11 protein-coding genes and 1 tRNA gene are annotated in these 20,372 nt (G+C 52.6%); 1 reads left to right on the plus strand and 11 read right to left on the minus strand.

From position 1 onward, the window contains the following. Window positions 1–23: 23 nt before the first annotated feature. Both rho and Q0X57_RS01255 read right to left on the minus strand, forming a co-directional pair. Window positions 24–1,877, minus strand: coding sequence for a transcription termination factor Rho (rho, locus tag Q0X57_RS01250; RefSeq protein WP_297726513.1), 1,854 nt, complete (start codon window positions 1,875–1,877; stop codon window positions 24–26). A gap of 929 nt (window positions 1,878–2,806) precedes the next feature. Next, on the minus strand, window positions 2,807–5,437 hold the full coding sequence (locus Q0X57_RS01255) for a leucine-rich repeat domain-containing protein (RefSeq protein ID WP_297726516.1): 2,631 nt from the start codon (window positions 5,435–5,437) through the stop codon (window positions 2,807–2,809). Between the two features lie 438 nt (window positions 5,438–5,875). Here Q0X57_RS01255 and Q0X57_RS01260 point away from each other — a divergent pair. Next, a tRNA-Arg gene (locus Q0X57_RS01260) sits at window positions 5,876–5,949 on the plus strand. A gap of 58 nt (window positions 5,950–6,007) precedes the next feature. Here the strand turns inward: Q0X57_RS01260 and Q0X57_RS01265 are convergent. From Q0X57_RS01265 to Q0X57_RS01305, 9 genes are all read right to left on the minus strand, one after another. Continuing rightward, the gene (locus tag Q0X57_RS01265; RefSeq protein ID WP_297726519.1) at window positions 6,008–7,066 is read right to left on the minus strand and encodes a S41 family peptidase; all 1,059 of its coding nucleotides are present in this window, start codon (window positions 7,064–7,066) and stop codon (window positions 6,008–6,010) included. Further along, entirely contained in the window at window positions 7,063–7,950 is an 888-nt protein-coding gene (locus Q0X57_RS01270) for a DUF3316 domain-containing protein (protein ID WP_297726522.1), read from the minus strand. The genes Q0X57_RS01265 and Q0X57_RS01270 overlap by 4 nt, the downstream gene beginning before the upstream one ends. A 17-nt stretch (window positions 7,951–7,967) precedes the next feature. Beyond that, on the minus strand, window positions 7,968–10,586 hold the full coding sequence (locus tag Q0X57_RS01275) for a DNA gyrase/topoisomerase IV subunit A (protein WP_297726525.1): 2,619 nt from the start codon (window positions 10,584–10,586) through the stop codon (window positions 7,968–7,970). 187 nt (window positions 10,587–10,773) lie between these two features. Next, window positions 10,774–12,099: an Ig-like domain-containing protein gene (locus tag Q0X57_RS01280; protein WP_297726527.1), complete on the minus strand. Its 1,326-nt coding sequence runs from the start codon at window positions 12,097–12,099 to the stop codon at window positions 10,774–10,776. A gap of 319 nt (window positions 12,100–12,418) precedes the next feature. Further along, on the minus strand, window positions 12,419–13,933 hold the full coding sequence (locus Q0X57_RS01285) for a Do family serine endopeptidase (protein ID WP_297726530.1): 1,515 nt from the start codon (window positions 13,931–13,933) through the stop codon (window positions 12,419–12,421). Between the two features lie 952 nt (window positions 13,934–14,885). Next, on the minus strand, window positions 14,886–17,042 hold the full coding sequence (locus Q0X57_RS01290) for a peptidylprolyl isomerase (RefSeq protein ID WP_297726533.1): 2,157 nt from the start codon (window positions 17,040–17,042) through the stop codon (window positions 14,886–14,888). 122 nt (window positions 17,043–17,164) lie between these two features. Then, on the minus strand, window positions 17,165–18,430 hold the full coding sequence (locus Q0X57_RS01295; protein WP_297726536.1) for a hemolysin family protein: 1,266 nt from the start codon (window positions 18,428–18,430) through the stop codon (window positions 17,165–17,167). 68 nt (window positions 18,431–18,498) lie between these two features. After that, window positions 18,499–19,107, minus strand: a complete 609-nt coding sequence (gene lptC, locus Q0X57_RS01300) for an LPS export ABC transporter periplasmic protein LptC (RefSeq protein WP_297726539.1) — start codon at window positions 19,105–19,107, stop codon at window positions 18,499–18,501. 132 nt (window positions 19,108–19,239) lie between these two features. Continuing rightward, window positions 19,240–20,372, minus strand: a 1,133-nt coding sequence (locus Q0X57_RS01305) for a hypothetical protein (RefSeq protein WP_297726542.1), incomplete at its 5' end; no start/stop codon positions are given.

The following is a 20,372-nucleotide window of genomic DNA, read 5'->3' on the forward strand; positions in this document are numbered from 1 at the left end:
GAAAGCTAGCGATTCGTCGAGACCTAGTCGTTCATCGAGGCGAGGAACTCAAGGTTTGTCTCCGTCAGCTCGATGCGCTGCTTGAGGAACTCCATCGCCTCCACCGTATTCATGTCAGAGAGGTGGTTGCGCAGGATCCACATGCGCTGTAGCGTCGTCGAGTCTAGTAGGAGATCGTCACGACGGGTGCTACTAGCGAGGATATCGATAGCGGGGAAGATGCGCTTATTGGACAAGCGACGGTCAAGCTGTAGCTCCATATTGCCCGCACCCTTGAACTCCTCAAAGATGACGTCATCCATCTTGGAGCCAGTCTCGGTCAGAGCCGTTGCTAAGATGGTGAGACTACCGCCGTGCTCGATGTTTCGCGCAGCACCGAAGAAGCGTTTTGGCTTTTGCAGGGCATTCGCCTCGATACCTCCCGAGAGGATCTTGCCCGAGGTGGGCTGTACCGTATTGTAAGCACGAGCGAGACGGGTGATCGAGTCTAGCATGATGAGCACATCGTGACCGCTCTCGACCATGCTCTTCGCCTTAGCGAGCACTAGCTCAGCGAGCTTCACGTGGTGGTCGGCAGGCTCGTCAAAGGTCGAGGCGACAACCTCCGCATTGACATTGCGAGCCATATCGGTTACCTCCTCAGGACGCTCGTCGATCAGAAGAATGATCATATAGACCTCAGGATGATTGGCGGAAATAGCGTTGGCAATGTCCTTGAGTAGCATTGTCTTACCAGTCTTAGGCTGCGCCACGATGAGGCCGCGCTGTCCCTTGCCGATGGGGGTGACTAGATCCACGATGCGCATAGCGGTCTTGTCGTAGACAGCTGCGATCCCCTGAGACTCTAGCTTAAACTTCTCCTCTGGGAAGAGGGGAGTCAGCATGTCAAAGGATACACGATCCAGATTCTCCTTAGGGTGGCGACCATTGACGAGTAGGATATTCTGGAGTAGGAAGTACTTCTCGCTCCCCTTGGGCGGGCGGATGCTACCCTCGATGACATCACCCGTCTTGAGGTGCCACTTCTTGATTATGTCCGCCGGGACGTAGATGTCGTCTGGCGAAGGGAAGTAGTTGTAGTCCGAGCTACGGAGGAAGCCATATCCATCTTGAGCAACCTCTAGTAGTCCGTTAGCAGTGAGTATGTTGGAGAAGTCGTATGAGGGCTCTTCCTCTTCCTCTTTGATCTTATTGTTTTGCTGCTTACCCTTGTGAGCTGGTGCGTCAGAGTCGGCCTCCTTCTCTCGCGGCTCCTTGTGCGACTCACCTAGCACCTCGCCTAGCAGTGAGTCTGCGTCGGGATGGGTGAAGACCATGGGCGTCTCCTCCGCATGCTCCTGCTTGTCCTCCTCATTGTCAGACTGATCAGCAGGCTCTGGGCGCTTGTTGTTTCGGTTGTTGCGCTCCTTGTTCTCCTTGTTATTGTTACGCTCCTTATTATTGCGCTTTGAGCGGTTGGACTCTTGAGGCTTGGTGTCGCCTTCCTCGGACTGAGCTGCTGCAGCCTCCTCAACGATAGCGATAGCTTCCTGACGGTCTATCTCTGTCGGCTGGTCAGCTGTGTCACCCTTGGCGGAGCGCTTGTTCTGTCGTGAGTTGGCGCGACTCTTACGCTCGGGGCGCTCCTTCTCATCTTTAGACTCTTTCGTCTCCTCCTTGTTGGTGCGATTACTGCGTGAGTCGCTCTGCTTGCGCTTCTTGCTCTGCTGTTGCTGCTCGACCGTTTGCGTAGCGACAGCTTCGGCCTGTGCGTCTAGGATTTGGTAGATGATCTCCTTCTTTTCGGAAGCCATCTTGGCAATCTCAAGCTGGGAGGCAATCTCTTTGAGTTGCTCTTCCGTCATTCCGTTGAGATCTACAATGGTATACTTCTGCATGGTGTGTAATATGTTTGCTGGATAAATGCACCTTACCACTTACTGCAAAAGGCTATCACATTATAGCGCAGAGTCACTGTGTGAAGCTATAAGCGAGATGATAGAGGCAAGGGAACCAACTCACTAGCAGGAGCTGTGGCGAGACAGACTAGCTAGGATGAGGGGCTTACCTAAGTAAGGTGTGTCATATGAATAGGGGTAAGTGATGGGTCAGTCCTGTGTGATATCGGACGCTCTGCTCGGTCGTTGTCATCTAGGTCGATGCAGAGCCACAACTACTTCCGTAGCAGATCTTAAGCCTCTCCCTATGAGCTGTATCGTACTGTGTAACTCATTGTCGCCGTACAGCTGGTGAGCGCATTGATCTAGTGACTCATCCACTTCTATCAGCAAAGGTACAAAAAAGAGAGCAGATACAGCACACCCTCCTGTCCGATTAACGAGTCCGTGCGTTCATACTCTAGTGACACATCTCCCGATGAATTTGGAAATCTTCACGGAGCAAATGATAATTCTTCACCGAGGGGCGAAATAAAAGTTCGGAAGAATGAAATGAAACTTCGGAAGAAAGATTTCAGAGTTCGGAAGAATTTTTTGATTCCTCCGTGGCGGATGCAAAATCTCTACGGGGGGACTGTTGCATAAAGGCGAATCGCTGTGTTGCTTTCGGGATGCGGCTTCGGTTACATACGGAGGTATGCTCCCTTCAGACCTCACCCTCAGCGCCTTGCGCTTCATCCTTTCTGCAAAGTCTGGACAATCTTGCGAGCAAGATTGTGAGACTGTTGCAACAGTCTCTACGGAGGAAATTCTTTTTTCCTCGGATCTCCCCTAAAAAAAGGACGCACAGACACCTATTTACATGTCTGTGCGTCCTATTATTGTGGTGTTAGCAGAGAGCTTTGAAGTGAGCTCTCCCTATAATCTTATTACTTGACCAAAACCTTTGCAGTGGTCGTGCCGATAGAGAGTAGGTACATGCCAGCCTGTGGTGCGGTGAGCGTGCAGAGCTTGTCGGCTACGACACGCTGCTCGATGAGACGACCTGCGTAGTCGTAGAGAGCGACGGTGCCAAGAGCACTATCCGTATTGCTGGTTAGGGTAATCGTCTGACCCTCTAGGGCGATGGTTACGTTGGCATTGGCTGCTGTAGGAGCGTCGATGGCGTTGCCTTCTTCCACCTTGGCGTAGTAGGCTACGATGCGTAGATCCTTAGTTGCCTTAGTGGTGTACTCTAGCGAGCCATCAACAGGGTTGATGCGCTCCCTATTGACCATCCAGTAGTCTAGACGGTAGCCCTCGTCGGGCTCGACATAGACGCGGATGTCCATATTCTCAGGTACTTTGCTATTGAGTGCCCTACGTACGCCACCTACCTCTAGGTAGATGGGACCACCATTGCCCTCCTGTGATACATCGACCGTATAGTAGACCTTGTCACGCTCGAAGATGACCTCGACGACGTAGTCCTTGCCAGAGATCACTTGCCACTGATTATTTTCAGCAGGCTTGGGTCCCTCCTGACCGTTGACGACCCACTTCTTGACATGGTAGTGCTCTGCGGGATGTGCCGTGAAGATGATTGTCTCAGACTCTCCAACAGCTGTCGTAGCTCCTGATTCGAGAGGCTGCCCCTTGTAGGTGGCTGTGATCGTACCTCCCACATTGTCTCGTACAGAGTAAGTGACCGTATAGGGACGATGAACGAACTCAATGGTTACCTCAGAGACTTCTTCGATGTTGAACACATGCGTCTTGATGTTTTGCTCTCCAGCGGTCATAGGGGTCTCTTTACCATTGATCTTAAAGCTCTTGACGACGTAGTCAAGGTTAGGGTCTGCGGTAAAGGTGACGGCCGTATGCTCCTCGACCTCTGTATGCGAGGGTATTGCTACGCCTGTAGCCGTTGTTGCCTTGAGGGTGCCATGCTCTCCGATGACACGATAGGTGAGGAGGTACTTCTTGACCTGTGGCTCCGTGCCTGTGATGGGAGCGATGTGGAATCCCTTCCAAACATTAGCCGCCTTGTAGGCCTCTTGCGCATCATTAGGTACGAAGAGATTGATGGTGCTGATGTCCGCAGGCTTGAGCCCATTGAAGGCTTTGATGTGAGCCTTAGGAGGTTGCACCGCCTCGACAGTAATATCTGTCAGTGCCGTACACTGAGCAAATGCGCCATACATAACCTCTGTGGTCTTGGCTCCGAGATACACTTTAGCAAGAGCCTTACAGCTGGAGAAACAGGTGCGAGGTACGACAGCAACATTGGGTAGGTGCACCTCAGTGAGCCCAGAGCCAGAGAAGCTCTCCGTGTCTAGCGTCGTCAGTGTCTCAGGCCAGGGGAATGTGGTGAGTGCGGTACAATCCTTAAAAGCAAGTTTGCCAATAGAGGTGAGCGCAGGCATCGGGCTGAGCTTGGTGAGACTGCTATTCTTCGCAAAGGCACTATCGCATATCTTAGTCACCTGACTGCCTAGGACGACCTCCTCCAGCTTATACATCTGAGCTAGAGCACTCTCGCCAACCACCTTGAGGGTGAGGGGTAGTGTCACCTTGCGAACGAGTGGCATAGTGCAAAAGGCCGCCTCGGGGAGCTGATCCTCGGCAAAGGTCGCATCTGCGATGTTGATCTCTGTCAGATTGCCCATGTTGTCACGTATTGTCTTGCAGTCCTCTGCATTCATCGGACCCGACACCGTGATGGACTGGCACTTGAGGAGATCCATCCCCTGCATCAACTTAGCCAGTGAACCAGCCTCGGTGAGCTGTACGACAGGGTGTATCGGGTCGTAACTAGGCTGAGGCGTGCTGGCATCGCGGAAGGTGATACGCATCACGGCACGATCCTTCTGTCCACAAGCAGCGGTCTCACCGAGTACACCAACGAAGCCTTCGTTGATAGCTTTGTCTGTCACTTTATTGATCGTGCGGACGGGCATCCCTTTGACATTCTTAGGATAGCTGCAGAACTCGATAAAGGATCTGACTGAACCCTCGACAGCAGATTTACTGGCCTTAGAGCGTACGGAGAGGAGGATAGACTGCCCTGTGTAAACAAAAGGCTTGTCGAGCTCTAGCTCCAGCGTGTGATAGTCCACACCAGCCTTTGAGGTCTCGCGATTACCATTGACCGTTAAGTCCATCAGGTCAAGCGTGATCGTCTTCCTCATGTAGAGATCCTGCTCGGCATTGATAGGTAACCAGTGATACTTGCCAGCCACTGGCTCAAAGTGGTCGTCGGATACGTTGGTGAGGTAGATCTGGAGGTCGTTGGTGTACTCCGTGTTGTAGGACTCGCCATCAGACAGATAGATCTGGAAGGCGAGCTTGGTGATCTCCTTGCCCTCTAGTCCAGGTAGCTCCGCAGCGGTATAGATCTGCTGGGTGACGCTACTGAGGTAATCAAAGTCAAAGGGCGCCGTCTGCCCGATGCTCTGGTCGAAGTGTGACGAGGGATTGGCAAAGTCTCCCAAGTCTATGGTCTGTGCCTGCAGCTGCCCGATGAGCGGGAGCAGGAGGCATAAGAGTAATGTGCTAAAACGTAGTCGTTTCTGTTGCATAGATAGATGTTTATTTGAATAGTAGGTGATCGGGGAGCGGTGCAACTCGTTGCACTCCCTTTTATCAATGCAAAGTTACGGGCTATTATCTCTGCCGAAAATACCTAACAGTACTGATTTGCCTCGTGTTGAATACCTAGATATAACTAACTAGGCTCGGCAAAAGTCGTAGGGACGGGGAGCGCTTAAGCGGAAAGGTTGCGGATAAATTGATTGAGATGGCTGATTTCGTTGTCTATTTGGTTGAATGCCTTGATGTTGTATGGCTATTTGTAGTGCCGTTTCTCCTTTGTCTCCAAAGAAAGTTGCGGAAAGGGCTTGCAGGTTCCGAAAAATGTTGTACCTTTGCATCTGCAAACGGGGAGGAACGCCTCACTCTTGTGAGCTTCCGATTGTTTCAACCCCCTTGTTTGTCGTTTTAAGGGTTTAGTTTTCATCGGCCGCGTAGCTCAACTGAATAGAGCATTTGACTACGGATCAAAAGGTTGCAGGTTTGAATCCTGCCGCGGTCACAAAGAGAGCCTCCTGTGATGGGAGGCTCTCTTTGCGTCTATAGGTCTGATGGGTTAGTTACTTATTGCCTTTGAGGAGTAGGGCGATGGCACGCTCTATGAGTGCATCTTGCTGCTTAGCCGTCGCCTCCTCGGTTTGCTCCTGAATGATGTGTGGCTCGATGCCTCCCTCGATGCTCTGTCGCTGAGCATCGTACATACGCGAGGAGGAGTAGCGTAGCCACCAGCCGTTGGGCAGTTCGCTACTACGAGGCAAACCACCGCCGCCACCCGTACGGTCTCCCATGAAGAGGACGTGACGGGTCGTCCCCTTGACATAAGCGACCAGCGAATTGGCCGCACTGTAAGTGCCTCGATCCACGAGGATCACGGTGGGGCGCTGCCAGCTGATAGGGGCACGGGCGAGCTGGATCTCCTTGAGCGGCCCGAAGTCTTGGTGTCCAGGACCAGTCTTCGTACTCATATAGCCGACGACCGTGTCGGAGGGGATCAAGACACTAGCTAGACGATCGGCATTGGAGAGCAGTCCACCACCATTGCTACGCATATCAATGATCAAGCCACGGCAGTGCGCCAGCCGTGTGAAGACCGCATGCAGATGAACCAAGGAGATACTGGAAGAGAAGGAGGGGATGACCATATAGCCGATTGAGTCGGAGGCGTGGTCTTTGTAGGTGATAGGCGCATAGTAGATAGAACCTGCACGACGCATGTGAGGCTGCAGGTAAAGGTTGCGTATGCGGCTATCTAGACAGTGTCTAGCCCCTTTGCGAATGTCCCAGCCTCCTACGTCAAAGGGCGCAAAGAGGTTTACATGTCCATCCTTGAGGTGACACATTAGCTCTACCATCAGGTCGAAGAACTCATCCTCCGACTGGCACTGCGCGACTCGTGGCGTGTAGATCGCCTTGAGGTCGCTCCAGGTGGTATCGCCTGAGGCTGGTAGCTTATCGTCAAAGAAGCAGTAGCCCTCGTCTAGTATGGTCCAGAGCGCTGAGAAGTTGGTCTGATAGTCCTTAGTGTATTGCTGCTCCTTAGGCTCCTGAGTGCAGGCTATGAGCAGTAGTGGGAGGAGGAGCAGGCCGACAAGCCCGCTTTGTAGTCTCGTTAGATTCATAAGCTGATGGCAGTCGTGTGGTTGGTACTTTGGACCTCTTGATAACCTCTAAATGGGCGGAAGTAAGTGGCCAAGCCTACACCGAGATAATGCCCCGAGAAGCCTCGGTAGATGGAGTGGATCCGTCTTGCCGAGTCGGTATAGTCGTAGCTCATGCGTAGCGTCATGATGCGCCATATGGGGATGTCCAGTGACAGTCCTATCTGGTAGTAGTGGCGCCGCCCGAAGGTGTGTGGCGCAATGTGGTTGATGATCTTGTCGTAGTAGTAGGCCTGCAGGTAAGACTCATTGTAATAAGGGGCGAAGCCTAGCCCCGCCAGTGCCGAGGTCATCTGCAGGCGCAGGTCAGCGACAAACCATCCGATGTGCAGTCGGTAGGCTGCCAAGGCTTGTGCCGTCAGATCGCCATTGAGTTGCTGATCGACTGGGTTGTTTTGGTTGCGCCCGTTATAGGAGGTCGCGGCTTCGACTAGGACGCCAGGCCCTACACCTAGGACTAGCCCAAAGGGCAGGCGCCACTGATGTACGAAGCTCCACTTTGTGTCAAAAGCAATATGCCTGGTGGCACTGTTGCGTGCAGGATTGAGGAGCTGAGCATAGGAGACCTGCGTGCTCTGCATAACGAGCCACTCGGGGTGCGACTGCGTGAGTGGTGCCTCCGAGGAGAGCCGGTAGCCCAGCGATTGACCTCGATAGTAGAGCGGTGAGAGGTACTCGTTGTATAGCTTATTCCATCCGAAGCGAAAGTCGTGCGCTAGGTAGAGTAGTCGGTGCGGCGCAGTGGCCGTCGTGTCCGCCTCCTGCGCAGAGAGCGAGGCGCTGGTGCCTAGCAATGATAGCCCCAAGCAAAGCGCTAGAAGGATCTGTCGTAATCTCTGTGTCATAGCTCGTGATGCTTAGTTTATTCGTCGGTTAGCTCCTCTTCCTCGTCCTCTGTCTCGTCTGTTACGGACGCAACTTGCTCAAAGCTCTCGATAGGTAGCGCCGTGATCCGCTTGCCTCGTGCGGAGATCTTCTTGAGTGGCTCGTATTCAGTCACGGAGATCTCAATCGTTGTCTCCTTCTTGCGTCCTTGTGGCTTCGTGATCAGCGTAAACTGCGCCTCGGACTCATCCGTAAGGGCTAGGAGCTGCTCCTCAGGATCTATGATCGGTTGTGGCTTCTTCCTGTCGGGTAGGTAGACTCGCTTGATGTAGGTGACCCCTTCGGGCGTAGTGTAGATGACGCTCCAGACCTTGTCGGGGTCATACTTCTCGATGACCTTGGGAGACTCAGAGAAGTGGTTGCTCTCGCCAAAGTCGGTCGTGTAGGTCTGCTCCGAGGGTAGGATGACGAGGATGCGGTCGCTCGACTCAAACTCGCCTAGGTAGTTCCCCTGATCATTGTAGTTGATGCGGTTGACATCTGGATCAAACCACACCTTACGTCCTCCGAGCGTTGACCCGCCCTGCTCCTTTAGTGAGATACGCTCGATCGGAGCGCGGGTCACGATGTTGCCCTTGGCAGTGCGTCCCTTGATGGCAATGTCGGCAAAGTCTTTGTTGAAGAAGAGAATGCGTCGTGAGGTGCCTCCACGGAGCAGTTTGATCGTCACGCTCTCCGCCTCGCCATTCGGGTTGGCCGAGAAGTAGAGCACCTTGCTCCCAGGTGTCCCCATCGTCAAGTCGTACTCACGATCACGGACGCTGGCCGACACGTGAAAGCGCTTGATAAACGAGGTCTTCGTCTTGCCATCCAGATAGATCGCATTGTAGATCGTCCGCTTGTCGCCTCGCACATACTTATTGATGTGTAGGACACGCTCCTTGCCGAGGAACTTCTTCTCCTCGATTTTCGTAATCAGGTAGGTGCCATCACGGAAGAAGACGATCATGTCATCGATCTCGCTACAGTCGCATACATACTCTCCGCCCTTGATGCCCGTCCCGGCGAAGCCCATCTTGCGATCTAGGTAGAGCTTGAGATTCTCCTCAACCACCTTCGTCGCCTCGATCGAGCCAAAGTGCCCGATCTGAGTGCGTCGCTCCCAACCTGCGCCATACTCCTCTAGGAGCGAGCTGTAGTAGTGTATCGCATAGTCGGTGATATGGTCTAGGTGGTGCTGTATCTGCGCCATCTCCTCGGTGAGGCGTAGGATGAGCTGTTCGTTTTTCTCTAGGTTAAACTTCAAGATCCGCGCCATCTTGATCTCTAGGAGACGTGCTAAGTCATCGTCTGTGATGGGCCTTAGCAAAGAGTCCCCCACGATAGGCTCCAGAGCCTTGCGGATCACATCTAGAGCGCTCTGCTGGTCAGGCGCCTCCTCAAAGGCTGGCAACTTGTAGATGCGATGCTCGATGAAGAGTCGCTCCAGCGAAGCACCCATATACTCCTCCTGACGGTCGTGTAGCTGTAAGCGCAGATCCTCCTCCAGTAGTCCACGTGTATGCTCCACCGAGTGGCGTAGCAGGTCGCTCACGCCGAGGAAGCGTGGCTTGTCGTCCTCGATGACACACGCATTCGGCGAGATAGAGACCTCGCAATCGGTGAAGGCGTAGAGTCCGTCAATTGTCTTATCGGCCGAGACACCTACAGGCAGGTAGATGCGTATGTCGGCCGTCTCGGCGGTCATGTCGTCTATGCGCTTGATTTTGATCAACCCCTTGTCATTTGCCTTTAGGATCGAGTCAATGAGCGTCGAGGTGGTTTTGCCAAAAGGTAGGTCACGGACACTCAGCACACGATCCTCAATGCGCTCGATGCGTGCTCGGCTCTTGACCTGTCCACCACGCTTACCGTCGTTGTAGCGATCCACATCAATGATGCCACCCGTGGGGAAGTCTGGATAGAGCGTAAAAGGCTCCCCACGAAGGTGAGCGCAGGCAGCCTCAATCAGCTCTTTGGGATTGTGCGGAAGGATCTTGCAAGAGAGTCCCACGGCAATACCCTCGGCACCTTGCGCTAGGAGTAGGGGGAAGCGTGCGGGGAGGTAAACAGGCTCGCGAGACTTGCCGTCGTAGCTCTTCATCCAGGGCGTGATCTTGTCACCGAAGAGTATCTCGAGGGCAAAGTTAGAGAGCTTAGCCTCGATGTATCGCCCCGCTGCCGCCTCGTCGCCCGTGAGTATGTTACCCCAGTTACCCTGCGTGTCGATGAGATAGCCCTTCTGTCCGAGCTGTACCAAGGCATCGTTGATCGAAGCGTCGCCGTGTGGGTGGTAAGCCATCGTCGCGCCCACGATCTTGGCAACCTTGTGGAGGGTGCCGTTTTCCATCAGGTGCATCGTGTAGAGTACCCGTCGCTGCACCGGCTTGAGCCCGTCCTCAATGTGAGGCACGGCACGCTCTAGGATTACGTACGATGCGTAGTCGAGGAACCAGTGCCGGTACATGCCGCCGAGGGTGTGCAGTCGCCCCTCGACCTCCTCCTCTTCGGGAGCCACGTAGCTCTCGTCCACCGCTTCAGTGGCGGAGGGCGTCTCAGCTGACGTTGCGTCTATCTCTTGTCCTTGCTCTATATCGTCGCGATTGTCTAGATCCATATGATGCTAATTAGCCTTGGTGCCGTCACGAAGGTACAACTTTTCCGCCAAAGGTCGCTCTGTACTGCCTAGCTCTAACCAGTCAAGAGAGAGGAGCACCACACAGTCTAGATACTGTGAGGTGCTCCTCGTATGTAGCTTGCGCTAGCTAGAGACTATCGCTACTGAGCGATGGTCTGCTCTCAGCTTAGCGAATGATCATCTGCTGTAGCACTTGATTATTAAGTAGCGTGCGGGTCTGCATCATCTCGTACTGCTTGACAGCACGTTTGATTTGAACCGTAGCCTGACCTTGTTGCTTGTACTCTCGGATCACAAGCATACCGCTCTCATCTCCAATTAAGACAGCGCAAACGTGCTTGCCTTCTTTGTCAAGTCCAAGTGCCATTTGGTTTTTAGTGTCAACGGTGAATCGATTTCCATATCCATTGGCTACAAACCACTCTTTGAGCTTAGCATCCTGGAGATCCTTTTCATTCTTGAGGCAGACTAACTGAGCGAGAATCATCTTATCCCCCTTTGAGGGTGTGGTGAAATAGCCCACAACATAAATATTTGACTTAGCAAGATTTTCCCTAGTAGCGACTTGGAAGAGTAGATTCTTCTTCGCCTCATCAGACTTAGTCACATATTCGCGGTACCCAATCTTCTTCTCAGCCTCTTTGATTTTGTTGACATCGCCAGTCTCAAAAGCCTCCCAGCTGGGGAAGTCCTTGACGTCAGAAATAGTCTCGTGAGCTATCTGAAGATCTCCTGTGACGTGGAACAGAATGCGTAGAGTGGTCCCTAGGTCTGCAACGGGACTGTCAGAAAGCTCAACGGTCACATCACCCTTTTTACCAATCTTGAAAGGAGTACCTTGTTTATCTTGTTTATCTTGGATGTCCTTAAAGCCTAGCTTGTCAAGCATCTCAAGCGTCTTAGGACAATCAGCCACAGACTCCTTGCTGAGAGCAATAATTACACGCTCACGACCTATACGGAGACCATATATAACACCTGGGATGGTTAGGTTTTTATTGACGAAGCCTGGGAATTTTTGATCTTGCCCATCAACAGCTCCTAGGTCTATTACCTCTGGAGTGCGATCAAGCTTCTTCTCGTGGTCAAGGACTGCCTGATCTGTTATATTGCCCTGCTGATCTAGGGTTGCATCAAACTTGAGCAGAGGGAGCTCATTCTGAGTAGCTACGCCACCGCCCTTTCCGTCTGTTACTGTGACGGCACATTTTCTAGTTAGTGTCCCAGCCGTAGCAGAGATAGTTGCCTTACCTACAGCAACTGCCGTGATAAGTCCGTTCTTGTCGACAGTAGCTACCTCGGGTTTGTCGCTACTGTATGTGACGGCAGCCTTGTCTGGCTTGACTGTCGCAGTGAGTTGCTGAGTCTCTCCGACCTTGAGTGTGACACTCGTTGGGTCGAGTTTCAGGCTTGTAGCCGCAGGGTCCTTCTTGCAGGAGCCGAGACCTACGAGTAGTAGAGCGGCGGTTAAGATAACAGTTAGTTTTTTCATAGATACTATTTAGTTTGATAGTTAGTAGTGCGTAGCTCTAGAGAATACAACCCAACCTCGTAGATCCCCCCTCTCACACGCTATCGGCGGAGGAGACTATACGACTAAGGAGCGGATCCCTTACGCAGGCAAAGTTAAGAAAAAAATAAACTAAAAGCAATAGTCCGCAAATCGTCCAAACTAGACAGCTCCCGTGGGGCTATTTGTGACTGTTGCGAAAGTCAACAGTCTCACAATCTTGCTTGCAAGACTGTCCTGACTACACAGAAAAAAAACGGGCGAACCTTAAGGCTCGCCCGTCAGCGTGTGTGGGGATTTGCTAGCTCAGGTCGATAGCGTAGTACTTCATAGAGTCGCCTGGATAGAAGCCCTTGACTAGTATCGCTTTGTCTCCGAGGCGCGTCTTCTGAGCTGCCTCGACTAGCTTACGTGCAGCAGAGACGGTGCGTACAGGCTTGTTATTGATGGAGAGGATGATGAAGCCCTTCTTGATGCCTGCGGACTGGAACTTGCCATGGCCCACCTTGGTGACCTCAAGACCATAGCTGACGCCTTGCTTGCGTAGCTGATCACCCGAGATCTCGCGCAGGGTGGCTCCGAGGAGGCTACGGCTGTCTTTCTTGACGATATCGGTGCTACCCTCATCGTTTTTGAGCTTTACCTTGAAGTCTCGCTTCGTACCCTTGCGGTCTACGGTGACAACAATCGTGTCGCCTGGACGACAGCGACCGATGCGCTCCTGTAGCTCACCCATCTCGGTGATCTTGTTGCCATCGATGGCTACGATGACGTCGCCCTCCTCGATACCAGCTGCATAGGCTGCACTGACCTCGGAGAACTCATTGACGTAGACTCCCTGAGATACCTTGAGACCTTTCTCCTTCTTGACATCCTCATTGACCGTCCCGCCGATGATACCTAGGACAGCGCGCTGTACGGAGCCATACTTCTTGAGGTCGCTGACGATCTTGGCTGCGGTATTGATGGGCACTGCAAAGGAGTAGCCAGAGTAGTTGCCCGTCTCGGAGAAGATCATGGTGTTGATCCCGATGAGTCGACCCTGAGCATCGACGAGAGCGCCGCCACTATTGCCACGGTTGACAGCAGCATCGGTCTGTATGAAGCGGCCTATCTGAGCATTGCCCTGTGGACCCTCTACAGCGGTACTACGTGCCTTGGCACTGATGATACCCGCCGTGACGGTGCCTGTCAGGTTAAAGGGGTTGCCCACGGCAAGTACCCACTCACCGAGCTGGATCTTGTCACTATCGCCAAAGGGGATGGTGGGTAGATCCTTAGCATCGACCTTGAGTAGCGCAATGTCTACGGAAGGGTCGGATCCGATGAGCTTAGCCTCAAAGGAGCGACCATCGTTGAGCGAGACGGAGATACTCTTGGCCCCCTCGATGACGTGGTTATTGGTAATAATGTACCCGTCGGTACTGATGATGACGCCAGAGCCAAAGCTGGTGACGGTCCGTGACTGCGGACGGTCAAAGCCACGGCCACCACCGAAGAAGAACTCAAATGGGTCTACGTAGTCGATGGTCTGCTCTCCCTCGACCTTGATGTGTACGACAGCCTGCACGGCAAGCTCAGCCGCCGGGGTGAGGTCTGGCGCATTGCCTACGGTACGACTGGAGGTGAGCTCATAGTCGGACTGTAGGAAGCCGTAGTCGTTTTCGGAGGTTGGGTAGTTCTGTAGCATAGTGGCGTAGGGAGAGCCACTTGCAGCTGCTCTCCTGAGGGTGGTGCGTACGACCGCCCACGATACAAATCCACTGACGAGGGCTATGCCCAGTGTCAGGAGTGTGTACTTGAGGTATTTGTTCATAGTATTGAAGGTATATCTGTTTGCTAATAGATTGACAAAGTGAATAGTCCTGCAGGAGCTGTGCTTCTAGTCGTCAGCTCCCGATGGGTGCTATACTCAATAGACGAGTGAAGTGGTAAAATGTTGCATTGTCGGGTGAGTCTAGACGTATCTGCCGATGATACAGGCCGATGTTATGAGACTGTTGCATAAAGGCGAATCGCTGCGTTGCTTTCGGGATTCGGCTTCGGTCACATACGGAGGTATGCTCCCTTCAGACCTCACCCTCAGCGCCTTGCGCTTCATCCTTTCTGCAAAGTCTAGACAATCTTGCAAGCAAGATTGTGAGACTGTTGACTTTTGCAACAGTCTCGTCATATATGTCACTATCAAGGAAATCAATGGATTCCTCGGTGGGGATTCCCGAATCTTCAGTGAGGAACGAAAAAAAACTTCGGAAGTTTGTTTTCTTTCTTCCGAAGTTTCATTTCGTTCTTCCGAACTTTTATTTTGGTCCTCCGTGGGGAACTTTTGTTTGCTCTGTGGAGATCACCAATTCCCTCGGTAGAAAATGAAATCAGTGGCGATGTCGGAGTAGCTATCGAGTGAGCTTATAGCGCTAGGTGGCGAGGCTCTAACCATATATCCCCTGAGACTGTTGCATAAAGGCAAATCACTGTGTAGCTTTTGGGATTCGGCTTCGGTTACATACGGAGGTGTGCTCCCTTGATGCCTCACCCTCATCGCCTTGCGCTTCATCCTTTCTGCAAAGTCAAGACAATCTTGCTGGCAAGATTGTTCTGACTGTTGGCTTTTGCAACAGTCTCTGGAAGAGAGGGTCTCCCAGCGTCGGCTCTGTATGCGTTGCGGGTCTTAGGATCGTCACATCTGATAATAGAAGACGCACACCCGCTCGTCTGCAGGTGTGCGTCTACTATGAAGTTATAGGAGCGTCCTAAAGAGACGCTTGTCTCTACCAGAAGCGATAGCGTGTATCCTCAATAGGCGTCTGCTTGATGAGCTCCTGCATAGCTCTGTATGCCATCTGCTGCCCATAGGAGCGACGTCTCTGAGCTGTAGCTGCGGGTGAGGGCTTCGTGACAGAAGCGTCTACATTCTCCGAGATAGGCTGGAGGACAACGACCTCGGTGCCTGCACGGAATGGTGCTGAGAGCTGACCGATGCCAGTCGTCATAGCATTACCCACGAGTGCCGCAGGCGTATTGGGTGAGGATACGTAGCTGATGTTGTAGAGGGTATCTACGCTCGACTGCATCTCTGGGGCATAGCTGTCAAGGCTCTTCAGCTTCTTGCTTGCTAGGTTGGCTGCAAGCTGGTCACCACGCTGCTCCATCAGGACGTAGTCACGTATCTGATCAGCAACCTGCTCGAAGGGCTGGAAGCCTGCGGGGTACTTAGTCTCCACCTGCGCTACGACTAGATAGTTATTGTTGTCACAGCGGAAGAGCTTGTCTGATACAGTGCCTGCCTTAGAGCGTAGAGCCCAGCTGACGATCTCACGAGAGTTAGGAATCGATGCGAGAGAAGCTGAGGAGCTGTTGACATACTCGCCACGGACAACGGATAGACCGGCTTTCTGAGCGGCATCTAGCATCTCGTCAAACTTCTTGTCGCTTGAGAAGATCTCGTTAATCTTTGCTTGCTCCTTACGGAAAGTCTCCTCGGAGAAGTTGATGGGAACTGTGAGCTGCGCAATCTTGTAGTGATTGACAGATGCCGTGGGGGCTGTCTTACGAATGAGCAGGGTAGCTCCAGGACGCTCTATCTTGACAAACTGATTGATAGGGGTCTTATTTAGCGTGTCTAGCCCCATACCAAATAGGTCAGCTTCGGTGAAAGTGCTATCAGGCATACCCGTATAGCGATCAGGATTGATGAGGTAGCCTCCATTTGCTTTAGTCTGATCATCCATAGAGTAGGTTGCAACAACCTGAGCGAGTGTCGTGGCTCCACTCTGGATAGCAGCTATTAGGCTGTCAGCCTTCGGAGCATTGATTGAGTCAAGGGGAACCACGTTTACCTTCACCTCTTCGGGAGCTTGCTTACGGTCGATGAGCTTGATGAGTGTGTAGCTATCGTTGACTATGACTGGCTCATTGACACTACCTACCGCACCCTCGCGAAGCATAGTCATAGCGTTGGGTATGGTGGAGAGGAACTGCTCCAGCTCCTTGTCTGTGAAGTAGGTCTCGTAAGCGTTTCCATTCTCATAGTTGCGTACCACCTTAGCGGGCGTTGTCGTCGCTAGGAGCTGTACACGAGCAGAGTCTACCTCAGCCTTTGCAGCAGCGTAGTCAGCTTCGCTAGGACGTACGAGCGTGCTGTAGTAGTTGACCTTAGCCTGCTCAAATGGGAATGCGTACATCTGCTTGTGGCTATCATAGTAAGCTCGAACCTGCTGGTCTGTGACTGTGACCTGATCATTGGGCAGGATCGTGCTTGGTGTGCGTACGACAGCGACAGTGCGTGTGCCTAGCCCTGTAGTGTACTTCTCGTCTAGTGAGTTGATGGCATAGCTACGGGTGAGTAGTGCATTGAGCTTCTCAGAGATTCTCTGGTTACGGATCTGCTTCTCAGTCTCTAGCCACTGGTTGCGTACAGAGATCATCATGCTCTGCTGCTCTGCGGGGAGAGCCTTGATCTTGTTTAGATCCAGCTCGCTCATGACGCTACGAATCTGCTCGGGATTGCTCATATCCACGCCAAACTGAGAGAAGAACTGAGCCGCCGTCTGTGAGGTGGGTAGCCCCTCGCCAAAGATAAGTGCCGAAAGCTCTGCTGGGGTGACACGTAGTCCGACCGCCTTGGCCTCTTGCGCTAGGACGTGGTCTGCGATAAGCTCCTGTGCTAGCTGATTGCTGATCTGGATGCGATCCTGATCGGTTAGTTTGCCTTGGCGCTCGTATGGCTCGGTGCGCTCGGTCAGAAGCTGCTGGTACTCATCGTACTTGACTTTTTCGCCGTCAATTTTGAGCGCAACCATCTTGTTGTCCTGAAGCAGCGATGAGCCTGATCGTAGACCATCACCGATGATAAATGCTAAGAGTGCGACACCTACTACGATGATGAGCAGGCCGGCACGATTTCTGATTTTCTGTAGCGTAGCCATTATATAGTACTATCTGTTTTTTTTCTTTCTCAGGTATGGTAGCTTGTCTGCGAGTACTCCCTCTAGGAGGAGAACAGGGGATGAAAGCTATCTAGGTGGCAAAGGTAGTTAAAATTCAGTTATCAGAGGTCTTCCCACATTTTGACGAGTTCGATGCGGGTATCCGTAGACTTGATTATATCAAAGTGTAGCTTGCCGATGACAATCTGCTCACCTGGCACAGGGATGCGCTCGAGGTGATGGATGATCAGACCTGCGATGGTGATGTACTCATCATCGGTGGGGAGAGCGAGCCCCCACTGCTCATTCGCATCATCGATCTCTAGTCGTCCGCTGAAGGTGTAGGTGCCGTCGGCATTGTGCTTAGAGACGATCTTGTTTTGGTCATGCTCGTCCTCAATGTCACCGAAGATCTCCTCGACAAGGTCCTCAAGGGTGATCAGTCCAGAGGTGCCTCCCAGCTCATCAATGACGATGGCGATGGACTTCTTGCGCTGCATGAGGATACCCATGAGCTTCTGCCCATTCATGCTCTCAGGAACGAAGACTGCGGTACGGATGCGTCCCTGCCAGTCGGGACCCTTGAACATCTCTGCCGAGTGAATGTAGCCCAGCACGTTGTCTATGTTCTCTCGGTAGACGATAATCTTGGTTAGACCTGTGGAGATGAAGAGCGAGGTGAGTGTCTCCGCATCGGTGCCTATCTCACAGGAGACGATCTCGTTGCGGGGGATCATGCAGTCTCGCACCTGTGTGGTGGAGAAGTCGATAGCGTTTTGAATGATCTTGACCTCGGTGTCAAGGTCGCTGGAGCCCTCTCCGCTCTGGCTCATGTTGAGGTAGTTATCTAGGTCTAGGGTCGTGAGCTTGGGGTGCTCTTCAGTGGCTGGCATAGCGCCCTTGGGCAATAGGAGCATGAAGAGCTTCGAGAGCCCTATGGAGAAGAGTGTGATGGGGTAGAGGAGTATGTGAAAGAATCCCGAGGGCAGAGCCTTGCGATACATCTGCTCGTTGGGATTCATACGATTGCGCGCCTTGGGTAGGTACTCTCCGAAGATGACGATGATGAAGGTGGAGAGAAGCGAATTGACCGTGATCTGGAAGACGGGACTACTGCTGATGGAGGTGAGCACAGGAGCGAAGAGCCGAGCCATGAGCATACCGTAGATAACCAGCACGATATTGTTGCCGACGAGTAGGGTCGTGATGAAGCGATCTGGCCGATGGTAGAGCATCGACAGGGTTCGCCCGACAACCCCTCCGCGATTGCTGTCGAGCTTTAGCCGCAGACGATCTGCCGAGAGGTAAGCAATCTCAGTCCCTGAGAAGAACCCCGAGAGGAGTAGGAGCAGGACGAGGAATACTAGTAACCAAATCGTATCAGCCATGTAGTGGATCTCTAGCTGTATGCTTCATATGTCTGCAAAGATAGTGGAAATATGTGCATCACGACACACTACTCACTCACCTCTGGGTCATCCTTTACGAGCATCTGGCCACTGCTCCCGTGGAAGGTGTAGCGGGTAAACTGCTCGTCGCTCTCGAAGTTGCACCCTTGGATCTTTCGCTCTGGGGTCTCTATCCATACACTATCTGGTGTGTAGATGCGCTTCTCCTCTTGATCCCAGTAGAGGAGGTGGGAGTAAAAGCGTGAGCCCGCACGGTTGCGCACGTTGATCTCGCCGTGCAGCTCCCATAGCTTGCGGTCTGTCCAGTAAAAGGCTGAGTCAGCTTCTACAAAGACAGTCGTACTGTCTCGCTCGTCAAACTGCTCGGTGTAGAGCCCACGAGGAAAGTACCAGTGAGCCTCACGACCTACCTTTTCGTTCTTATTATATACGTACCACTCAGGCGTGATCAGCCTATACTGGGTGATGCCTGAGTCGGCGACGAGAGCACGTACATCTCTCGTGTACATTGAGTAGGCTGTCTCGGGATCTAGACCTACATCGGAGAGAGGCGGGGGATCCTTGCGCTGACAACTGGTCACGACAAGCAGGCTGCCCGCCAGGAGGCATAGGAGTGTCCGCATTATCTGCACGGTGCTACTCTTGTCGTGTCTCATCGGGTGACAGTTGAGGAGGTGTGACAAAAGTCAGCCAGTATAGCGAGTCTCATTGTCTTGCTAAGCTGGCTGACGTTTTCTAGTTATTGAGAGAACTATAGCTGTGCCCCACAGTGTGGGGACATAACTTCCTTAGCGGATGCGTGTAGACTCTCCGATCCACCCGCCTACGTAGAAGGAGTCTCCTGAGTTGAGACTGGGGTGGAAGAAAATATCTTGTTGAGAGGGTAGGTAGCTAGAGTACTGACCTATGAGTCTGCCAGCCTCACCAGCGACGCTACTGTCTATGCTACGAGCTCTCTGGAGCTTGTCAATAGCTAGACCGTAGACGAGACGCTGCTTGATAGGATCATCGGGGAAGATGCTCTTGGCAGAGGCTGCGTACATCTGAGCGATGAGGATAAGCGGAGCTCCAAAGGATGGATTGGCAGCCATAGCCTTGTTGCAGTACTGACGCGCAGATGCGTAGCTACGAGCCTTCATGTCGATGACGCCAAGTGTGTAGTATGCTGTAGCCTGAAGACGCTTGTCTGAGGTGAGTGAGACAGCATCTGTGAGATATTGCTTAGCTTGGCTCATCTGACCCTTGTTGATGCAGTCAGAGGCTAGACCCATCGCAGAGGCTGCGGTAGGCTTGATGTTGTAGAGGTAGCGGCTAGCGGTAGCGTAGAGAGGACTGTTCTCACACTTAGCATAGCGAAACATATCCAGCATCGCCTGTAGGTACTTGACGTTGCCCTTGTTCTTCTCTAGTCCGTCACCGTAGATCTTGATGAGCATATTGCAATCGGCCAAGCCACTTGTAGCAAAGAGCTCATCAAGCTGTCCCTTGAGTGCTTGGAGATTTTGTAGCTTGACAGTGTCTCCAGCCTCGGTGAGATTGTCCACGTCTGCTTGTAGGATCCCATTGCCTGTCATATAGTCATCTACATAGTGCTCGTGCCAGCTGGGGTTCCCGATTGCTTTGTTCATAGATGCGAAGACAAAGAAGTATACCAACTGGCTCTCCGTCTGCTCGCCCATCTCGTCAACGACAGGCTTAGCCCACTCGTAAATCTTGTCGTAGCTAGCCTTATCGCCGTAGAGACGTAGGTAGTCGTTGATCTTAGCCGTGGTTATGTAATCCTTGCCATACTTAGGGTCATCGCCAAAGTACTTGATACGCATATCGTATAGTTTGAGTAGCTTTTCAATGGCATCATGACGAGCCGCATCGTTCTCGGCCTTCTCGATCTTCCAGTTTATGATCTGCACACCATAGAGGT

It is taken from the genome of uncultured Porphyromonas sp. (assembly GCF_947254915.1).
Classification (GTDB): Bacteria; Bacteroidota; Bacteroidia; order Bacteroidales; family Porphyromonadaceae; genus Porphyromonas.

Bases quoted from the DNA above. Each gene is read 5' to 3' on its own strand.
- Q0X57_RS01275 (WP_297726525.1), bottom strand. From the start codon at position 10,586: ATGGATCTAGACAATCGCGACGATATAGAGCAAGGACAAGAGATAGAC.
- Q0X57_RS01265 (WP_297726519.1), bottom strand. From the start codon at position 7,066: ATGAATCTAACGAGACTACAAAGCGGGCTTGTCGGCCTGCTCCTCCTC.
- Q0X57_RS01270 (WP_297726522.1), bottom strand. From the start codon at position 7,950: ATGACACAGAGATTACGACAGATCCTTCTAGCGCTTTGCTTGGGGCTA.
- Q0X57_RS01255 (WP_297726516.1), bottom strand. From the start codon at position 5,437: ATGCAACAGAAACGACTACGTTTTAGCACATTACTCTTATGCCTCCTG.
- Q0X57_RS01290 (WP_297726533.1), bottom strand. From the start codon at position 17,042: ATGGCTACGCTACAGAAAATCAGAAATCGTGCCGGCCTGCTCATCATC.
- Q0X57_RS01285 (WP_297726530.1), bottom strand. From the start codon at position 13,933: ATGAACAAATACCTCAAGTACACACTCCTGACACTGGGCATAGCCCTC.
- rho (WP_297726513.1), bottom strand. From the start codon at position 1,877: ATGCAGAAGTATACCATTGTAGATCTCAACGGAATGACGGAAGAGCAA.
- Q0X57_RS01295 (WP_297726536.1), bottom strand. From the start codon at position 18,430: ATGGCTGATACGATTTGGTTACTAGTATTCCTCGTCCTGCTCCTACTC.
- lptC (WP_297726539.1), bottom strand. From the start codon at position 19,107: ATGAGACACGACAAGAGTAGCACCGTGCAGATAATGCGGACACTCCTA.
- Q0X57_RS01280 (WP_297726527.1), bottom strand. From the start codon at position 12,099: ATGAAAAAACTAACTGTTATCTTAACCGCCGCTCTACTACTCGTAGGT.